This window comes from Micromonospora sp. WMMC415 (genome assembly GCF_009707425.1).
GTDB lineage: Bacteria > Actinomycetota > Actinomycetes > Mycobacteriales > Micromonosporaceae > Micromonospora.
Window position 1 is genome coordinate 690,417 of sequence record NZ_CP046104.1, and the last position, 14,963, is coordinate 705,379.

The 14,963-nt window shown below is 72.2% G+C and carries 13 protein-coding genes and 1 pseudogene; 5 read left to right on the forward strand and 9 right to left on the reverse strand.

Going from position 1 to position 14,963, the window contains the following annotated elements:
- Positions 1-38: 38 nt before the first annotated feature.
- Together purF and GKC29_RS03400 are read right to left on the reverse strand one after the other, a co-directional pair.
- The gene (gene purF / locus GKC29_RS03395; protein WP_155329432.1) at positions 39-1,556 is read right to left on the reverse strand and encodes an amidophosphoribosyltransferase; all 1,518 of its coding nucleotides are present in this window, start codon (positions 1,554-1,556) and stop codon (positions 39-41) included.
- Positions 1,557-1,715: 159 nt separating this feature from the next.
- The gene (locus GKC29_RS03400; RefSeq protein WP_155329433.1) at positions 1,716-2,069 is read right to left on the reverse strand and encodes a sterol carrier family protein; all 354 of its coding nucleotides are present in this window, start codon (positions 2,067-2,069) and stop codon (positions 1,716-1,718) included.
- A gap of 130 nt (positions 2,070-2,199) precedes the next feature.
- Here GKC29_RS03400 and GKC29_RS03405 point away from each other — a divergent pair.
- Positions 2,200-4,222, forward strand: a pseudogene (locus tag GKC29_RS03405) (hypothetical protein).
- Between the two features lie 360 nt (positions 4,223-4,582).
- On the opposite strand, the gene GKC29_RS03410 reads toward GKC29_RS03405, so the two are convergent.
- The 4 genes from GKC29_RS03410 to purS form a co-directional block, all read right to left on the reverse strand.
- Complete coding sequence (locus tag GKC29_RS03410; RefSeq protein ID WP_155333961.1) at positions 4,583-5,338, reverse strand: 2-phosphosulfolactate phosphatase; 756 nt, start codon at positions 5,336-5,338, stop codon at positions 4,583-4,585.
- Positions 5,339-5,342: 4 nt separating this feature from the next.
- Positions 5,343-8,066: a phosphoribosylformylglycinamidine synthase subunit PurL gene (purL, locus tag GKC29_RS03415; protein WP_155329435.1), complete on the reverse strand. Its 2,724-nt coding sequence runs from the start codon at positions 8,064-8,066 to the stop codon at positions 5,343-5,345.
- Between the two features lie 67 nt (positions 8,067-8,133).
- Positions 8,134-8,817, reverse strand: coding sequence for a phosphoribosylformylglycinamidine synthase subunit PurQ (purQ, locus tag GKC29_RS03420; protein ID WP_155329436.1), 684 nt, complete (start codon positions 8,815-8,817; stop codon positions 8,134-8,136).
- Complete coding sequence (purS, locus tag GKC29_RS03425) at positions 8,814-9,077, reverse strand: phosphoribosylformylglycinamidine synthase subunit PurS (protein WP_155329437.1); 264 nt, start codon at positions 9,075-9,077, stop codon at positions 8,814-8,816. The genes purQ and purS overlap by 4 nt, the downstream gene beginning before the upstream one ends.
- A gap of 393 nt (positions 9,078-9,470) precedes the next feature.
- Between purS and GKC29_RS03430 the strand changes: the two genes are divergently transcribed.
- Both GKC29_RS03430 and GKC29_RS03435 read left to right on the forward strand, forming a co-directional pair.
- The gene (locus tag GKC29_RS03430) at positions 9,471-10,154 is read left to right on the forward strand and encodes a DUF1986 domain-containing protein (protein WP_155329438.1); all 684 of its coding nucleotides are present in this window, start codon (positions 9,471-9,473) and stop codon (positions 10,152-10,154) included.
- A gap of 24 nt (positions 10,155-10,178) precedes the next feature.
- Positions 10,179-10,745: a YbjQ family protein gene (locus GKC29_RS03435; protein ID WP_155329439.1), complete on the forward strand. Its 567-nt coding sequence runs from the start codon at positions 10,179-10,181 to the stop codon at positions 10,743-10,745.
- A 170-nt stretch (positions 10,746-10,915) separates the two neighbouring features.
- Here the strand turns inward: GKC29_RS03435 and purB are convergent, their stop codons facing one another.
- The 3 genes from purB to GKC29_RS03450 form a co-directional block, all read right to left on the reverse strand.
- Entirely contained in the window at positions 10,916-12,340 is a 1,425-nt protein-coding gene (gene purB / locus GKC29_RS03440) for an adenylosuccinate lyase (protein WP_155329440.1), read from the reverse strand.
- Between the two features lie 186 nt (positions 12,341-12,526).
- Entirely contained in the window at positions 12,527-13,255 is a 729-nt protein-coding gene (locus GKC29_RS03445; RefSeq protein ID WP_155329441.1) for a GntR family transcriptional regulator, read from the reverse strand.
- A 17-nt stretch (positions 13,256-13,272) separates the two neighbouring features.
- Complete coding sequence (locus GKC29_RS03450; RefSeq protein ID WP_155329442.1) at positions 13,273-13,815, reverse strand: UTRA domain-containing protein; 543 nt, start codon at positions 13,813-13,815, stop codon at positions 13,273-13,275.
- A gap of 240 nt (positions 13,816-14,055) precedes the next feature.
- Here GKC29_RS03450 and GKC29_RS03455 point away from each other — a divergent pair, with 240 nt between their 5' ends.
- Both GKC29_RS03455 and GKC29_RS03460 read left to right on the forward strand, forming a co-directional pair.
- A complete protein-coding gene (locus tag GKC29_RS03455) occupies positions 14,056-14,445 on the forward strand; it encodes a hypothetical protein (RefSeq protein WP_155329443.1) in 390 nt (129 codons plus the stop codon).
- Entirely contained in the window at positions 14,442-14,930 is a 489-nt protein-coding gene (locus GKC29_RS03460) for a hypothetical protein (RefSeq protein WP_155329444.1), read from the forward strand. Before GKC29_RS03455 ends, GKC29_RS03460 begins: the two co-directional genes overlap by 4 nt.
- Positions 14,931-14,963 lie beyond the last annotated feature (33 nt).

Genomic DNA, 14,963 nt, shown 5'->3' on the forward strand with positions numbered 1-14,963 from the left:
GATGCGGACCGGCGCCGGCCGGGCCGCACCCGGTGGTGCTACGGGTGGTGGGTGCTTACGACGACCGGAAGGCCGCGCTGCTCGGAGGTCTCGGCGGTGACCCGCCGGCCGACCCCCTCCAGGACGTGCTTCCCGATCAGGTTCGCGGCGGGCAGCTCGATCGGGTACTCGCCGTCGAAGCAGGCCCGGCAGAGTCGGCTCTTCGGCTGTTCGGTGGCCGCGATGAGGCCGGTGAGCGAGACGTACCCGAGGGTGTCGGCGCCGATCGACCGGCGGACTCCCTCGTTGTCCAGCCCGTTGGCGAGCAGCTCGGCCCGGGTGGCGAAGTCGATGCCGTAGAAGCACGGCCAGGTCACCGGCGGGGAGGAGATGCGGACGTGCACCTCCAGCGCGCCGGCCTCGCGGAGCATCCGCACGATGGCCCGCTGGGTGTTGCCACGGACGATGGAGTCGTCGACCACGACCAGCCGCTTGCCGCGTACGTTCTCGCGGAGCGGGTTGAGCTTGAGCCGGATGCCGAGCTGGCGCAGCGTCTGTGACGGCTGGATGAAGGTCCGCCCGACGTACGGGTTCTTCACCAGGCCGGCGCCGTACGTGATGCCGGACTCGGCGGCGTAGCCGATGGCGGCCGGCGTGCCGGACTCCGGCACGGGGATCACCAGGTCGGCCTCGACCGGGTGTTCCTTGGCGAGCTGACGGCCGATCTGCACCCGCGCCGCGTGGACGTTGCGGCCGGCGATGGTGGCGTCCGGACGTGCGATGTAGACGTACTCGAAGAGGCAGCCCTTGGGCTCCGGCGGCGCGAACCGCGTGGAGCGCAGCCCGTCCTCGTCGATCGCGATCAGCTCCCCGGGCTCGACCTCTCGGACCACGCTCGCGCCGACGATGTCCAGTGCGGCGGTCTCGCTGGCGACCACCCAGCCGCGCTCCAGCCGGCCGAGCACCAGCGGGCGGACGCCGTGCGGGTCGCGGGCGGCGTACAGCGTCGACTCGTCCATGAAGACGAAGCTGAACGCGCCGCGCAGCCGCGGCAGCACCTCCAGCGCGGCGGCCTCGACCGACAGGTCCGGCCGGCTGGCGAGCAGCATCGTCACGAGGGAGGTGTCGTTGGTGGCGCCGTCGGCGACCAGCCCTCGCTCGCCGACCTCCCGCTGGAGGTCGGCGGTGTTGACCAGGTTGCCGTTGTGGGCCAGCGCGATCGTCGTGCCGGAGGTGGTGGACCGGATCGTCGGCTGGGCGTTCTCCCAGTTCGAGGCGCCGGTCGTCGAGTAGCGGGCGTGGCCGATGGCGACGTGCCCACGCAGGCTGGCCAGGGTCGGCTCGTCGAAGACCTGGGCGACCAGGCCGAGGTCCTTGTAGACCACCACGCCCGAGCCGTCGCTGACCGCGATGCCGGCCGCCTCCTGCCCCCGGTGCTGCAACGCGTACAGCCCGAAGTACGTCAGGTTGGCGACCTCCTCGCCGGGCGCCCAGACGCCGAAGACGCCACACGCGTCCTGGGGGCCGGGACGTTGGGGATCAAGGTCGTGGCTCAGCCGGCCATCGCCTCGGGGCACCTGCCGCTCCCTCATGCTGGACTGGCCTCGCGGGATCGCGGGATCCGCACTGTTCGGCCGGGACCACTGTCGTCGCCTGACAGTGTACGCGAACCCGAAGCGACACAGAAAGTCACGAAATGGCTGCGGGCCGTCACCGGACGCCGATCATCGTCGCAGCTAGAGCGGCAGGTACGGGGAAAGGTCCGCCCGGGTCCCGCTCACCCGCACGCGACCCTCCGTGACCGCCTCGGCCCAGTCGAGGCGACCGGTGGCGACCCGCAGCCAGGTCTCCGGGTCCATTTCCACCACGTTCGGCGGGGTGCCACGGGTGTGTCGAGGACCCAAAACGCACTGAACTGCACCGTAAGGTGGGACACGCACCTCCACCGATCGGCCGGGGGCGCGCTCCGCGAGGGCGGTCAACAGGGCACGGACCGCCCCTCGGTACACCGACCGATCAGGCGTGCGCCCCTCGTCGAGCGCCGACAACGCCGCCGCGACCGCGGCGGACTTAACGTGCGGAGAGGACACGACGGGACGATACGACCCACGCGCAGCGCGCATCACGCCGGCCCTGGGTCGCGCTGATCCGGTCAGACAAGGCATAGTTGCCGACGGCGTATTCGTACCGTGATGATTCCCGGCCCGGCGCCCGCCGGCCGTGGAGGGTAAGTCAGTCCGGAAGGGCGGTGGACGTGTCAACACACCGACGTGCCTGGAAGCAGCGGGCCGGTGTGGTCGTGGCGCTGGTTGTCGGCGCCCTGCTCACCGTCCCCCCCACCCCCGCGTTCGCGGCTGACGTGGCGGTCACCCCCGGCTCGGTCACCGTCAACGCCGGCAGCGACGCCACGGTCACTGTCACCGTCACGCCGCGCAACAACGACGAGACCGCTCGGATCAGCCTCTCCGGGCTGCCCTCCGGCGTCACCTGCTCCCGCGGGTGCGACGAGCTCCGCTTCAACCCGCCGAACCTGCCCAAGTCGCAACTGGTGACGATCAAGGCGAACGACAACGCCACCGACGCCAACGTCACGGTCACCGTCGCGGTCGAGGCCGACTCGGGTCCCGGCACGGCCACGTTCCAGCTCAGCGTCAAGGGCAAGGCCGCCCCGGAGCCGACGCAGGCGCAGACCGTGAAGTCGATTTCCGGCAAGGTGGTCAACCAGGGCGGCGAAGCGGTGCCGAACGCCTACGTGGCCCTCAAGGACGCGAAGGGCGGCAGCTTCGACACCATCGCCGACGGAAATGGCAACTTCCGCTTCACCGGCACCACCAGCAAGCCCATCGCTCCCGGCCGCATCGACATCGGCGCGAGCTTCGACAACGTCACCACCACGAAAAGCTTGAACGCCTCTGCCGGGCAGTCCATCACCGGCCAACGGCTCACCCTCGCGATCAAGGCCGAGACGACGCCGAGCGCCACGCCGTCGGCGTCCGTGGAGGCGGCACCCACCGAGGAGGTGACCGAGGAGGTCACCGAGGAGTCGGCCGACGCCGCGGCGGCCGCCCCGACCAACGCCAGCAACGCGGACTCGGGCGGCATGGGCTCGCTGCTGATCATCCTGCTGGGCGGTCTCCTCGTCGCCGCCGGTGTCGGCACGATCGTGCTGCTCTGGATGCGGCGCAAGGAGAACGGTGAAGACGCCGAGGACGGCCCGGCCGCTGCCGCCGGCGCCGTGCCCGCCGCCCGGGGCGCGTACCGCGGGGCCGAGGACCACACCCGTGTGGTCAACCCGGCCGGGGCGGCTCCCACGATGGTCGGCGGCGCCGGTCTCGGCGACGCCCCGACGATGATGCACCGCCCGGTGGTCGACGACGTCCCGCCGGACCCGTACGGCGCTCCCCCACAGCCGTACGGCGCTCCCGCCGGCCAGGGCGGCGGTTGGGCCGGCAGCGGCTACGGCGACGAGCCCGCCGCGCCGGCCGGCTACGGCGCCGGCGGCTACGGCAACGCGCCGTCCTCGGGCGGCGGCTACGGCAATGCGCCGTCGTCCGGTGGCGGCTACGGCAACGCGCCGTCCTCCGGTGGCGGCTACGGCAACGCGTCCGGTGGCGGATACGGCGGCAACGACTACGGCGCCCCCGCCGGCGCCGCGGCCGGGGCGGGCTACCCACCGGCTACGGGCGGCGCGCCCGGCTACGGCGAGCGGTACGACGAGCCGACCGGCCGCTACCAGGGCGACGCCACGCAGTACCCGGCACCGGCCGACCCGTACGCGACCGGCATGTACCAGCAGGACGGCGGCTACGGCCAGGCCGACTCCGCGCCCTACGGCCAGGCCGACTCCGCGCCCTACGGCCGGGCCGGCGAGCCGACCGGCGGGTACGACCAGCGCGGCGGCTACGACCAGGGCGGCTACAGCAGCGGCGGGTACGGCCAGCAGGGCGGCTACGGCCAGGAGCCCCCGGCCGCCCAGCGCGGTGGCTACGACGACCGCGGCGGGTACGACGACCGCGGCGGCTACGACCAGGGCGGCTACAGCAGCGGCGGGTACGGCCAGCAGGGCGGCTACGGCCAGGAGCCCCCGGCCGCCCAGCGCGGCGGCTACGACGACCGCGGCGGCTACGACCAGGGCGGCTACGGTGGCGGCGGGTACGGCGACCCGGCGCAGGCCGGCCGGGGCCGACCCGACGGCCCGCCGCAGGACCGCGGCGGTCGCCGCCTGGACTGGCTGGACGACTGACACCGGAACACGACGAACGCTGAGGGGCCGTCCGGCATCGGACGGCCCCTCCCTCGTCTCCGGCACGGTCGGCTATCTGCGAGGTGGTGCTGGACCGCGCACATCGTCGACGGTCCGGCCCCAACGTGATCGGTACGACGACGCCTGGAAGACATTCGTGCCCTTTGCTCTGCTTCACCGGACGCAATGGTTTTCTGGCATTTCCGTTGCGTAGGTTGAAGCAGAGCAAAGGGCGCGCGCATGACATGCGGCGCTCGGCCGGTGGCATCGGCTGGCACGGGCGAGCAGAGATCCCGGGAAGGAGGGCGCGGGATCCGGCGGACCGTGGCAGCCGCCGAGCGGTGCAGGCTGCGGTACCGGTCAGGCGCGGGTGAAGACGCCCTGGCGGAGCACCGGCACGACGCCCGAGACGCCGACCTCCACGGCGATCTCCACGTCCTCGGCGAATCCGCCCTCGGCCAGTTCCCGACCGGAGACGCAGCCCCGGACGGCCGCCGGGACGTCCGGTGTGCTGGCGAGTGCGGCGAGCGCCATGGCCGCCTCGACGGACAGGCCGCCCGGCACCCCGGACAGCGCGTCGAGGACGCAGGCGGCACCGAGCTGATCCTCCACGGAGGGGCGCAGCGACCCGTCCGACCAGCGCTCCCCGGCGGCGACGACGCCGATCGGCGCGTCCGTCGAGCCGTACCCCTGGTGGCGGAGCCACCGCCCGACGGCGCGGGCGTTGCGCAGGCAGGCCGCGACGACCGGCAGGCCGGTGGCGCTCGCGGCGGCGCTGATGGCCGAGCCGTTCGGTGAGGGCAGGACCAGGTCGGCGACGGCCGGCGCGGTGCGCAGGGCCGCCGGCGACAGTGACCACGGATGGTCCGGGGTGGTGCGTCGGCGGCCGACCGCGGCGACGGCGCCGACGCGGACGGCGTACTCGGCGGCCTGCTCGCCCCACGGGAACGGGTGGACCCGCATGCCCCGGGAGACGGCCACCTCCACGGCGGTGGTGAACGAGAGCACGTCCACCACCACCAGGACCGCGCAGACGCGGCCGAACTCGGCCGCCCCCGCCAACCCCCACTCGAACCGGGCGCCCGATCCGGGCTGGGAGTGGACGGCGGCGGCCAACACCTCAGCGCTCGTCGGGAGCGGGGGGCTGCTCGGAGTCACCGGAGCCCGGGTCGGACGCCTCGGTGGCGTCGCCGGCCGTCGCCCGCTCCTCGGCCGTCTCGGTCGGCGGGGTCGCGATCACGCCACCGGGCGAAGCGACACCGCCCGACGGCTCCCCGGGCTCGACGATCGGCTCGGGTGCGCCGGTCACCGGGTCCGGGCCGGACGAGGCGATCGGCTCGCTCACGACCTCGGCCGGGTCGACCGGCTCGGCGTCGGTCGCGGTGGCCAGGGGCACCGCCTCGACGGCGCCGGCCACGCCGGCCGCCGGGGCGTCCACCTCCAGGATCTCCGACCCACCGAAAAGGCGGGGCAGGGTGGCGGTGTGGGCGGCGTGCAGCTCGTCCAGGCCGATCCGGAACTGGCCGTGCACCTCCAGCGCACCGCCGGCCGGGTCGGTGACACCGATCAGCTCGACCGGTACGCCGTGCTCGGCGGCCAGCGCGGTGAACGCCTTCTCGTGCCCGCGCGGCACCGAGACCAGCGCACGGCCGGCGGACTCGCTGAACAGGAAGACGAACGGCATCGATCCGCTCTCGAACCGCTCCGGCACGGCGATCCGGGCCCCGACGCCCCGCCGCAGGCAGGACTCGACCAGGCTCTGCGCGAGACCGCCGTCGGACAGGTCGTGCGCGGAGCTGAGGTGTCCGACCCGCGCGGCCTCCGCCATCAGGTCGGCGAGCGCCCGCTCGCGGGCGAGGTCGACCTGCGGGGGTACGCCGCCGAGGTGCTCGTGGGTCACCCACGCCCACTCGGAGCCGGACAGCTCCACGTGGGTCTCGCCGAGCAGGTAGATCTGGTCGTGGTCGCCGCCGCCGCGCGGGACGAAGCCCATCGACACCCGATCGGCGACGTTGTCCAGCACGCCCAGCACGCCCACCACCGGGGTCGGGTGGATGGCGGCGGCACCGGTCTGGTTGTAGAAGCTGACGTTGCCGCCAGTCACCGGGATGCCCAGCTCGGCGCAGCCGTCGGCCAGGCCGCGGACGGCCTCGGCGAACTGCCACATCACGCCCGGGTCCTCGGGCGAGCCGAAGTTGAGGCAGTCGGTGACGGCGATCGGCTTCGCGCCGGTCACGGCCACGTTCCGGTACGCCTCGGCCAGCGCGAGCTTGGCGCCGTGGTACGGGTCGAGGCGCGCGTACCGGCCGTTACCGTCGACGGACAGGGCGACGCCGAGGCCGGTGCGCTCGTCGATCCGGATCACGCCGGAGTCCTCCGGCTGGGCGAGCACGGTGTTGCCCAGGACGTACCGGTCGTACTGCTCGGTGACCCAGGTCTTGTCGGCCAGGTTGGGCGACGCGATCATCCGCAGGACGGTCTCCCGCAGCGCCTCCGGGTCGCTCGGCCGGGGCAGCGTCTCCGCGCGGTCGGCCTGGAGCAGGATCAGGTCGGCCGGCTCGCGCATCGGGCGGGCGTACACCGGGCCGTCGTCCACCAGCGAGCCCGGCGGCACGTCGACCACCAGGTGGTCCCGCCAGGTGATGACCAGGCGGCCCGGCTGACCGTCCGGCGCCGGCGGGGTGACCTCGCCGATCGCGGTGGCCCAGACGCCCCACTTCTCGGCGGTCTTGAGCACGGCCTCCAGCTTGTCCGGCTCGACGACCAGCAACATCCGCTCCTGGGACTCGCTGGCCAGGATCTCGTGCGGCTCCATCGAGGGCTCGCGCAGCGGCACCCGCTCCAGCCAGACCCGCATGCCGGTGCCGGCCGCGGCGGCGGTCTCGGTGAGCGCGCAGGTGAGGCCGGCACCGCCCAGATCCTGGATGCCGGCGACCAGCTGGGCGTCGTACAGCTCCAGGCACGCCTCGATCAGGAGCTTCTCCATGAACGGGTCGCCGACCTGCACCGACGGGCGGCGCTGCTCGCTGCCCTCGTCGAAGGTGGCGCTGGCCAGCACCGACACGCCGCCGATGCCGTCCCGGCCGGTCTTCGCGCCCATCAGCACGACGACGTTGCCGGGGCCGACGGCGGCCTTGTTCTGCAGGCGGCTGACCGGCAACACGCCGAGGCAGAGCGCGTTGACCAGCGGGTTGCCCTGATAGCAGGGGTCGAAGACCACCTCGCCGCCGATGTTGGGCAGGCCGAGGCAGTTGCCGTAGCCGCCCACGCCGGCGACCACGCCGGGCAGGACGCGGGCGGTGTCCGGGTGGTCGGCCGCACCGAAGCGCAACGGGTCCATCACCGCGACCGGGCGGGCGCCCATGGCGAGGATGTCCCGGACGATGCCGCCGACGCCGGTCGCGGCGCCCTGGTACGGCTCGACGAAGCTCGGGTGGTTGTGCGACTCGACCTTGAAGGTCACCGCCAGCTCGTCGGAGACCCGGACCACGCCGGCGTTCTCGCCGATGCCGGCGAGCATCCGGTCGCTCGGCGGCGCCTTCTCCTGGAACTGGCGCAGGTGCACCTTGCTGGACTTGTAGGAGCAGTGCTCGCTCCACATGATCGAGTACATCGCGAGCTCGGCCTGCGTGGGCCGGCGGCCGAGGATCTGCCGGATCCGCTCGTACTCGTCGTCCCGCAGGCCCAGCTCGGTGTACGGCTGGAGCTCACCGGGCGTGCCGCCGGCGCGGGGGACGGTGTCCACGCCGTCGGCCCAGTCGGCGGGCACGGCTTCCCCGGCCGGCGCTGCGGGCGCGGCCGGAATGGCGTCCGAGGTCTCCCGGACCGGGTCCTGGGTGGTCATGAGCTCTCCTCGCTGCGCTCAGGGCCGCCCGTCGGGCGGGTGAGCCGACCGATGATGCCGCGCACGGTCACGCCGGGGCCCCCACCAGGTGCTTGAGCACCGAGGTGAAGAAGCCGAGGCCGTCCAGGGAGGGGCCGGTGAGCGCCTCCACCGCGTGCTCCGGGTGCGGCATGATGCCGACCACGTTGCCGGCGGCGTTGGTGATGGCGGCGATGTCGCGCTGGGACCCGTTGGGGTTGCCCCCGACGTAGCGGGCGACGACCCGGCCCTCGGCCTCGAGCTGGTCCAGCGTCGCGGTGTCGGCGACGTAGCAGCCCTCGCCGTTCTTGACCGGGATGAGCACCTCCTGGCCGGGCTGGAACGCGTTCGTCCACGCGGTGCCGGCCGACTCGATCCGGAGGACCTGGTCGCGGTTGCGGAAGTGCAGGTGCTGGTTGCGGGTCAGCGCGCCGGGCAGCAGGTGGGCCTCGCAGAGGACCTGGAAGCCGTTGCAGATGCCGAGCACCGGCAGGCCGCCCCGGGCGGCGTCCACGATCGTCTCCATGACCGGGGCGAACCGGGCGATCGCACCGCACCGCAGGTAGTCGCCGTAGGAGAAGCCGCCGGGCAGGACGACCGCGTCCACCCCGTGCAGCTGCGGGTCACCGTGCCAGAGGCGGACCGGCTCGGCTCCGGCGATCCGGACGGCCCGGGCGGCGTCCCCGTCGTCGAGCGATCCGGGGAACGTGACCACACCGACCCGGGCGGTCACGAGCGGGCGTCCACGGTCTCGTCGGCCTCGACCAGGCGGACGGTGAAGTCCTCGATGACCGGGTTGGCGAGCAACTTGTCGGCGATCTCCCGAGCGCGGTCCAGGTCCGGTTCACCGGTGAACTCGATCTCGATCCGCCTGCCGATCCGGACGGAGGCGACGTCGCTGACGCCGAGCCGGGGCAGCGCGTTTGCGACGGCCTGGCCCTGCGGATCGAGGATCTCGGGCTTGAGCATGACGTCGACGACGACGCGAGGCACTGGGCACTCCTGACTGTGTACGCAGTTGGGTGCCGACCCACTACGGGCGAGCGCAGCCAGCCTACCTGGCAGATGCCGCCTCGGACGCACCGGCCGTACGCGGTTCAGGCAGTGATCGACATTGTCAGCGCGGGGGGCCGGAGACCGATGCGGGTTCGTTGCCGTCCCGATGCGGTTCCGTTGCCGTCCGACCCCGTTCGCCCGCCTTTGCCCGGTCGGGCATCACGCCATGATTCAATTGATGGTTTTCGATGAAACACTTGTGAACCACATCTCAGAGCCCTACCGTACATCGTCAGATGTCGATGGAAGTCCCCGGCCGGCGAGCCACCCGAGCCGTCGGCCGGCAGGCCGGACCCGGTGAACCCGGGCCAACCCCGAAGGAGCCCTCACATGCGCATCCGATCCCTGGTCGCGGTCCTCGCCACCGCGGTGGCCGGCGTGCTCGGCGCCAGCTCCGGCGCCGTCGCCAACCCGACACCCACGCCCTACATCATCGGGGGTGGCTACGTCTCGTCGGCGCCGTGGGCCGCCGCGGTGTTCAGCAACGGCTCGTTCACCTGCTCGGGCACGATCATCGCCCCGCAGTGGGTGCTCACCGCCCGGCACTGCCTCGGCGGGACGATGTCCGTCCGGGTCGGCAGCGTCTACCGCTCCTCCGGCGGCGTCACCCGCACCGTGAGCGCCACCTACGGCCGGTACGACCTGGCCCTGATGCGGCTGTCCAGCTCGGTGAGCACCAGCTACGTCACGCTCGCCAGCAGCAACCCGCCGATCGGCTCGACGAACTCGATCTACGGCTGGGGCATGACCTGCTACAGCGGCTGCTCCGCCTCCAGCCAGCTCAAGACCGCCAGCGTCCGGGTCACCAGCAACAGCGCCAGCGACGCGTACGGCGGGCAGGCCATCCGGAGCACCCGGATCAACGGCAACGCGTGGCGGGGCGACTCGGGCGGCCCGCAGTTCTACAACGGCCGCCAGGTGGGCGTCGCCTCGACCGCCGACGGCTCCAGCATCCAGAACTACGGCAGTGTCGCGTACAACCGGGCCTGGATCACCTCGGTGGCCGGTGTCTGACGGTTAGCGCCTCGGGCGGCGCGGATGGTCGGCGGAGCGCCGGCCGTCCGCGCCGCGCGGTTTTTCAGCATCCGACCAGGTGAACAGGGCTCACGTTGGGCCCCACGATCGGCTGACAGCATCGGAAACGTGCTGGTCGTGACGACGGATCAACTTCCCGGCTACGAGATCCGCCAGATCCTCGGCGAGGTGGTCTCCTCGATGGCCAGGACGCGGAACCCGTACCGCGAGGGCGTGAAGAATCTGCGCGGCGGCGCGTACGACCCGATGGCGCCGGACAACCTGACCCGCTGGCGCACCGACTCGGTGGCCCGGCTCGGTGAGGAGGCCCGCCGGCTGGGCGCGAACGCGGTGATCGGCATGCGGTTCGACAGTCGGGACTGCGGCGAGATGTGGATGGAGATCTGCGCGTACGGCACGGCGGTGATCGTCGTACCCAAGGTTCCCGACGTCATGCCCCCCGACCAGCCGCTGGTCGCCGCGGAGACGGCCCACGAGGGCGAGTTCGCGGAGGAGCCGGGCGGCATCGCCGAACCGGCCAGCGCCCCGAACCTCCGCACAGCCGCCGAAACCCCCACCCGCGATTCCTGACCCCCACCCCACCCCACCCCACCCCACCCACCCCAACGGCGTTGATCATGAAGTTAGCGGGTGGTTTGGAGATCGACTCACCCGCTAACTTCATGATCAACCGGGAAGGGCGGGTGGGGGCCGGGAAGGGCGGGTGGGGGCCGGGAAGGGTGGGGTGGGGTGGGGTGGGGTCAGAGGATCGGGGGTGGGGTGTAGGTGGCCGCCTGCGGGTGGGCGGCCGCCACCTCGGATACGCGGGTGACCACCGCCTGGACCTGGGCCGGGGCGGCGCCGACGAAGGCCCGCCGGTCGGCGACCAGTTCGTCGATCTCGGCCCGGTTCAGGCCCAACCGGCCGTCCGCCGCGAGGCGGTCGAAGAGGTCGTTCTCGGGGGCGCCCTTCTCCCGCATGGCGAGGGCGACGGCGACCGCGTGCTCCTTGATCACCTCGTGGGCAACCTCGCGACCCACACCCCGCCGGACCGCCGCCACCAGGATCTTGGTGGTGGCCAGGAACGGCAGGAAGCGCTCCAGCTCACGGTTGATCACCGCCGGGTACGCCCCGAACTCGTCCAGCACGGTGAGGAACGTCTGGAACAGCCCGTCGGCGGCGAAGAAGGCGTCCGGCAGGGCCACCCGGCGCACCACCGAGCAGGACACGTCGCCCTCGTTCCACTGGTCGCCGGCCAGCTCGCCGACCATCGACAGGTAACCCCGGATGATCACCGCGAAGCCGTTGACCCGCTCCGACGAGCGGGTGTTCATCTTGTGCGGCATAGCGCTGGACCCGACCTGACCCGGCTGGAAGCCCTCGGTGGCCAGCTCCTGGCCGACCATCAGGCGGATCGTGGTCGCCAGCGACGACGGCCCGGCCGCGACCTGCGCCAACGCGGAGAGCACGTCGAAGTCGAGCGAGCGCGGGTAGACCTGCCCGACGCTGTTCAGCACCCGGTTGAAGCCGAGGTGCTCGGCGACCCGCCGCTCCAGCTCGGCGACCTTGTCGGCGTCGCCGTCGAACAGGTCGAGCTGGTCGGCGGCGGTGCCCACCGGGCCCTTGATCCCCCGCAGCGGGTACCGGCCGATCAGGTCGTCCAGCCGCTCGTACGCGATCAGCAGCTCCTCGGCGGCCGACGCGAAGCGCTTGCCCAGCGTGGTCGCCTGCGCCGCGACGTTGTGCGAACGACCGGTCATGACCAGGTCGGAATGCTCGACGGCGAGTCGGGCGAGGCGGGCCAGGGTGGCGACCACCCGGTCCCGGATCAGCTCCAACGACGCCCGCACCTGGAGCTGCTCCATGTTCTCCGTGAGGTCCCGGGAGGTCATCCCCTTGTGCACGTGCTCGTGCCCGGCGAGGGCACTGAACTCCTCGATGCGGGCCTTCACGTCGTGCCGGGTGACCCGCTCCCGCTCGGCGATCGAGGCGAGGTCGACCTGGTCGAGCACCCTCTCGTACGCCTCGACCACCCCGTCCGGCACGGCGACGCCGAGGTCCCGCTGTGCCCGGAGGACGGCGAGCCACAGCCGCCGCTCCATCCGGATCTTCTCCTCCGGGGACCACAGGGCAGCCAGTTCGGGCGAGGCGTACCGGTTGGCGAGCACGTTGGGGATCGTCGTCACGTACCGCATTCTCCCGTACGCGCCGGCGGCGGCCGCGGGGGTCTCCGGACCGGCGCGGGTCGCGTCACACCTCCGGAACGTCGTGCACGGTCGCGGTCACCACGAGGGTCTTCGTCTGCGTGCCGTGGGCGTTGCTGGCAGTCGCACGCGCAGGTCTAACCCAGTCGGCCGGAAGGCCGTGGCAGGTCAGGTGCTCTGCGTCAGAGCATCCTGGTCGTAGTGCAGCTCATGCAGGTGGCTGCCCTTGACGAGAACCGAAACCTCGACCGGGCGACCATCGACCGAGCGGATCACCCGCAGCTGACGCAGCACTGGTACGTACGGCGGCAGGTCGAGCTCCTCGATCTCCTCCGTCGTGGGCATCCGTGCCGACACACGGTCGCGCATGTGCTGCTGCGGATAGCCGAGGTCCGCCAAGAGCCTTGGCGCTCCGCCCCTGATCTTGCGATGCTCAGCCAGCTCGGTGCCCCTGGCGATGGCCGCCGGATAATACGACCAGGACAGTTCGACCGGCTCGTCGTCGTGCAGGAGCAGCCGATGCCGCAGGATGGCTCGCTCGCCTTCGGTCAACTCCAAGCCGTGCGCCACCTCCCCTGGTGGCACGACCTCCGCCACGGAAAGGAGGCGATAGGCGTAGCCCTCGGGCGAAGGGGTGACGTATGCCGACGCCTCGACAGCCAGCGGCCGCCTCCGCCGGACGTAGACGCCCCGACCGACCTCGCTGTAGACAGCGCCCTCCGCTTTCAGCGCGCCGAGGGCGCGCTGCACCGTCGCGGTGGCAGCGGAATACAGCTGCACGAGCGTCGGGATCGACGGCAACTGCGACCCCGGAGCAAGTTCGCCGGACATGATGCGGGACCGGAGGTCGGCCGCGATCTGCTCATGGCGCGGGCGGCCATCGGTTCCGCTGGCCATGTCAGGCTCCCGCTCCATCAGTCGATCGACAGCTCGTATCGTAGGCGCCGGCCCCACGGCACCATCGTCATGATGCTGACCTCGACCGGTACGCCTTCTTCCGTGCTCAGCACACGGGTGAGGCCCAGTGCCCAATCGTGACCGGTCAGGTCGAGCATGCGCCGCTCGGCCGCGTCGGGCTGACGCGTGTAGACGTCTTCCCGTACTCGCTTCGGACGATAGCCCAACTCAGCGAGCAGCCTGACGGCCCCACCGCGGATCTTCCGCTGCTCGGCAAGGGCGGTATCGCGGGCGATGGAGATTGGGTAGTACGAGTCGGTCAACTCCACCGGCTGACCGTCCAGCAGCATCAACCGGCGTCGGACGATCAGGCGATCGCCCGGTTCCAGGCGAAAAATTTCAGCCACCTCGGCGACCGGCACCACTTCACGCACATCGAGCAGTCGCTGCGTGCCAATTCCGCCTTGCCCCGCGGCATCGGCGCCCCATGCGTCGCCACCATGAGCATCATCCGGCCGAACGTAGGGCATCGAGACACTGAGCCACTGACGTTCGCCCATCTTCGCCTCCTTGCCGACTCCGTCGGCAAGGGTATCCATCCCCCTTTACCCTCACGGCGTCACATCCTTGCTGCCTTATTAGATAAGCAGTAAGGTTCTCGATGCGCGTCCGATGGCGCGCAGTGGCCCCTGACGGGGCGGGCGTATGCCTGTCGTTCGACAACGGCACCCTGACCGCCGCACTCGCCTTCGGCGGTGGGGACGCCGTGGGCGCCCGCCCCCGCTAAACGGGAGTGGGAGATGGGTGTGTACCGATCCGCGGTCAGCCGGTCCTGGCACCGCGAGGTGGCGGAGGCCGAGGCGGCACGCGAGATCCTGGCAAGCCACGTACCTGATCGGGAAAGCGGCTTCTGCGCGGTCTGCCTGGTCCCCGGGCCCTGCGGTCCGGCCAACGCGGCGGCAAACCGCCTGGTGGACCTGGGCCGCCCGGTGCTGCCCGCTCGCCAGCCGCGCCGCCGGCGGGCCGGCTGGCGGGACTGGTTCGGGTCGGCGACGGCAACTCAGGGACGGACCTCGACGCAGACGAGGACTACAGCGCAGCCGCCGCGCCGCGCGCCGCTGCTCACGTTCGTCTGGCTCATCCGGCTCGGTGCCGCCCCTACCGATCCGAACGCCGGGGTCACGCCGTGACCGCACTCCCCGGGCTGCCGTTCCGCGTGGGCGACGTGGTCGAGCTGGCCGAGCAGCACTACTGCTACGGCCTCGGCACCCTGACCCTGCGGGTGGTCGAGTTGGGCCGGCGGGAGCGACACAGCGACGGCCTCTGGATCCACCTGCGTGGCGTCGAACTCGGCGACCCGCGCGGCCCGCGCCAGAGACGGGTGCTCGCCCGCATCGACGCCGTCCGGATCAAGCCGGAGCCGTGCCCGATCGCGCACGTGCCGGTCCGGCCGGACTGGTGCTGCGCCGGCTGCGGGCAGGCCTGGCCATGCCCGGACCGCCGGCAGCGCCTGCTCGACCGGTACGCCAGGGACCGCCCCGCGCTCGGCGTCTACCTGGGCATGCAGTTGGCCGACGCGGTGTCGGATCTACGTCACCTGCCGGTCGAGGCGCTGTACGCGCGGTTTCTCGGCTGGCTACGCGACGGCGACGGCGCGGTGTCGACCGACGGGTGACGTCAGCAGATCCGGATAGCGGTTCCGTCAGGG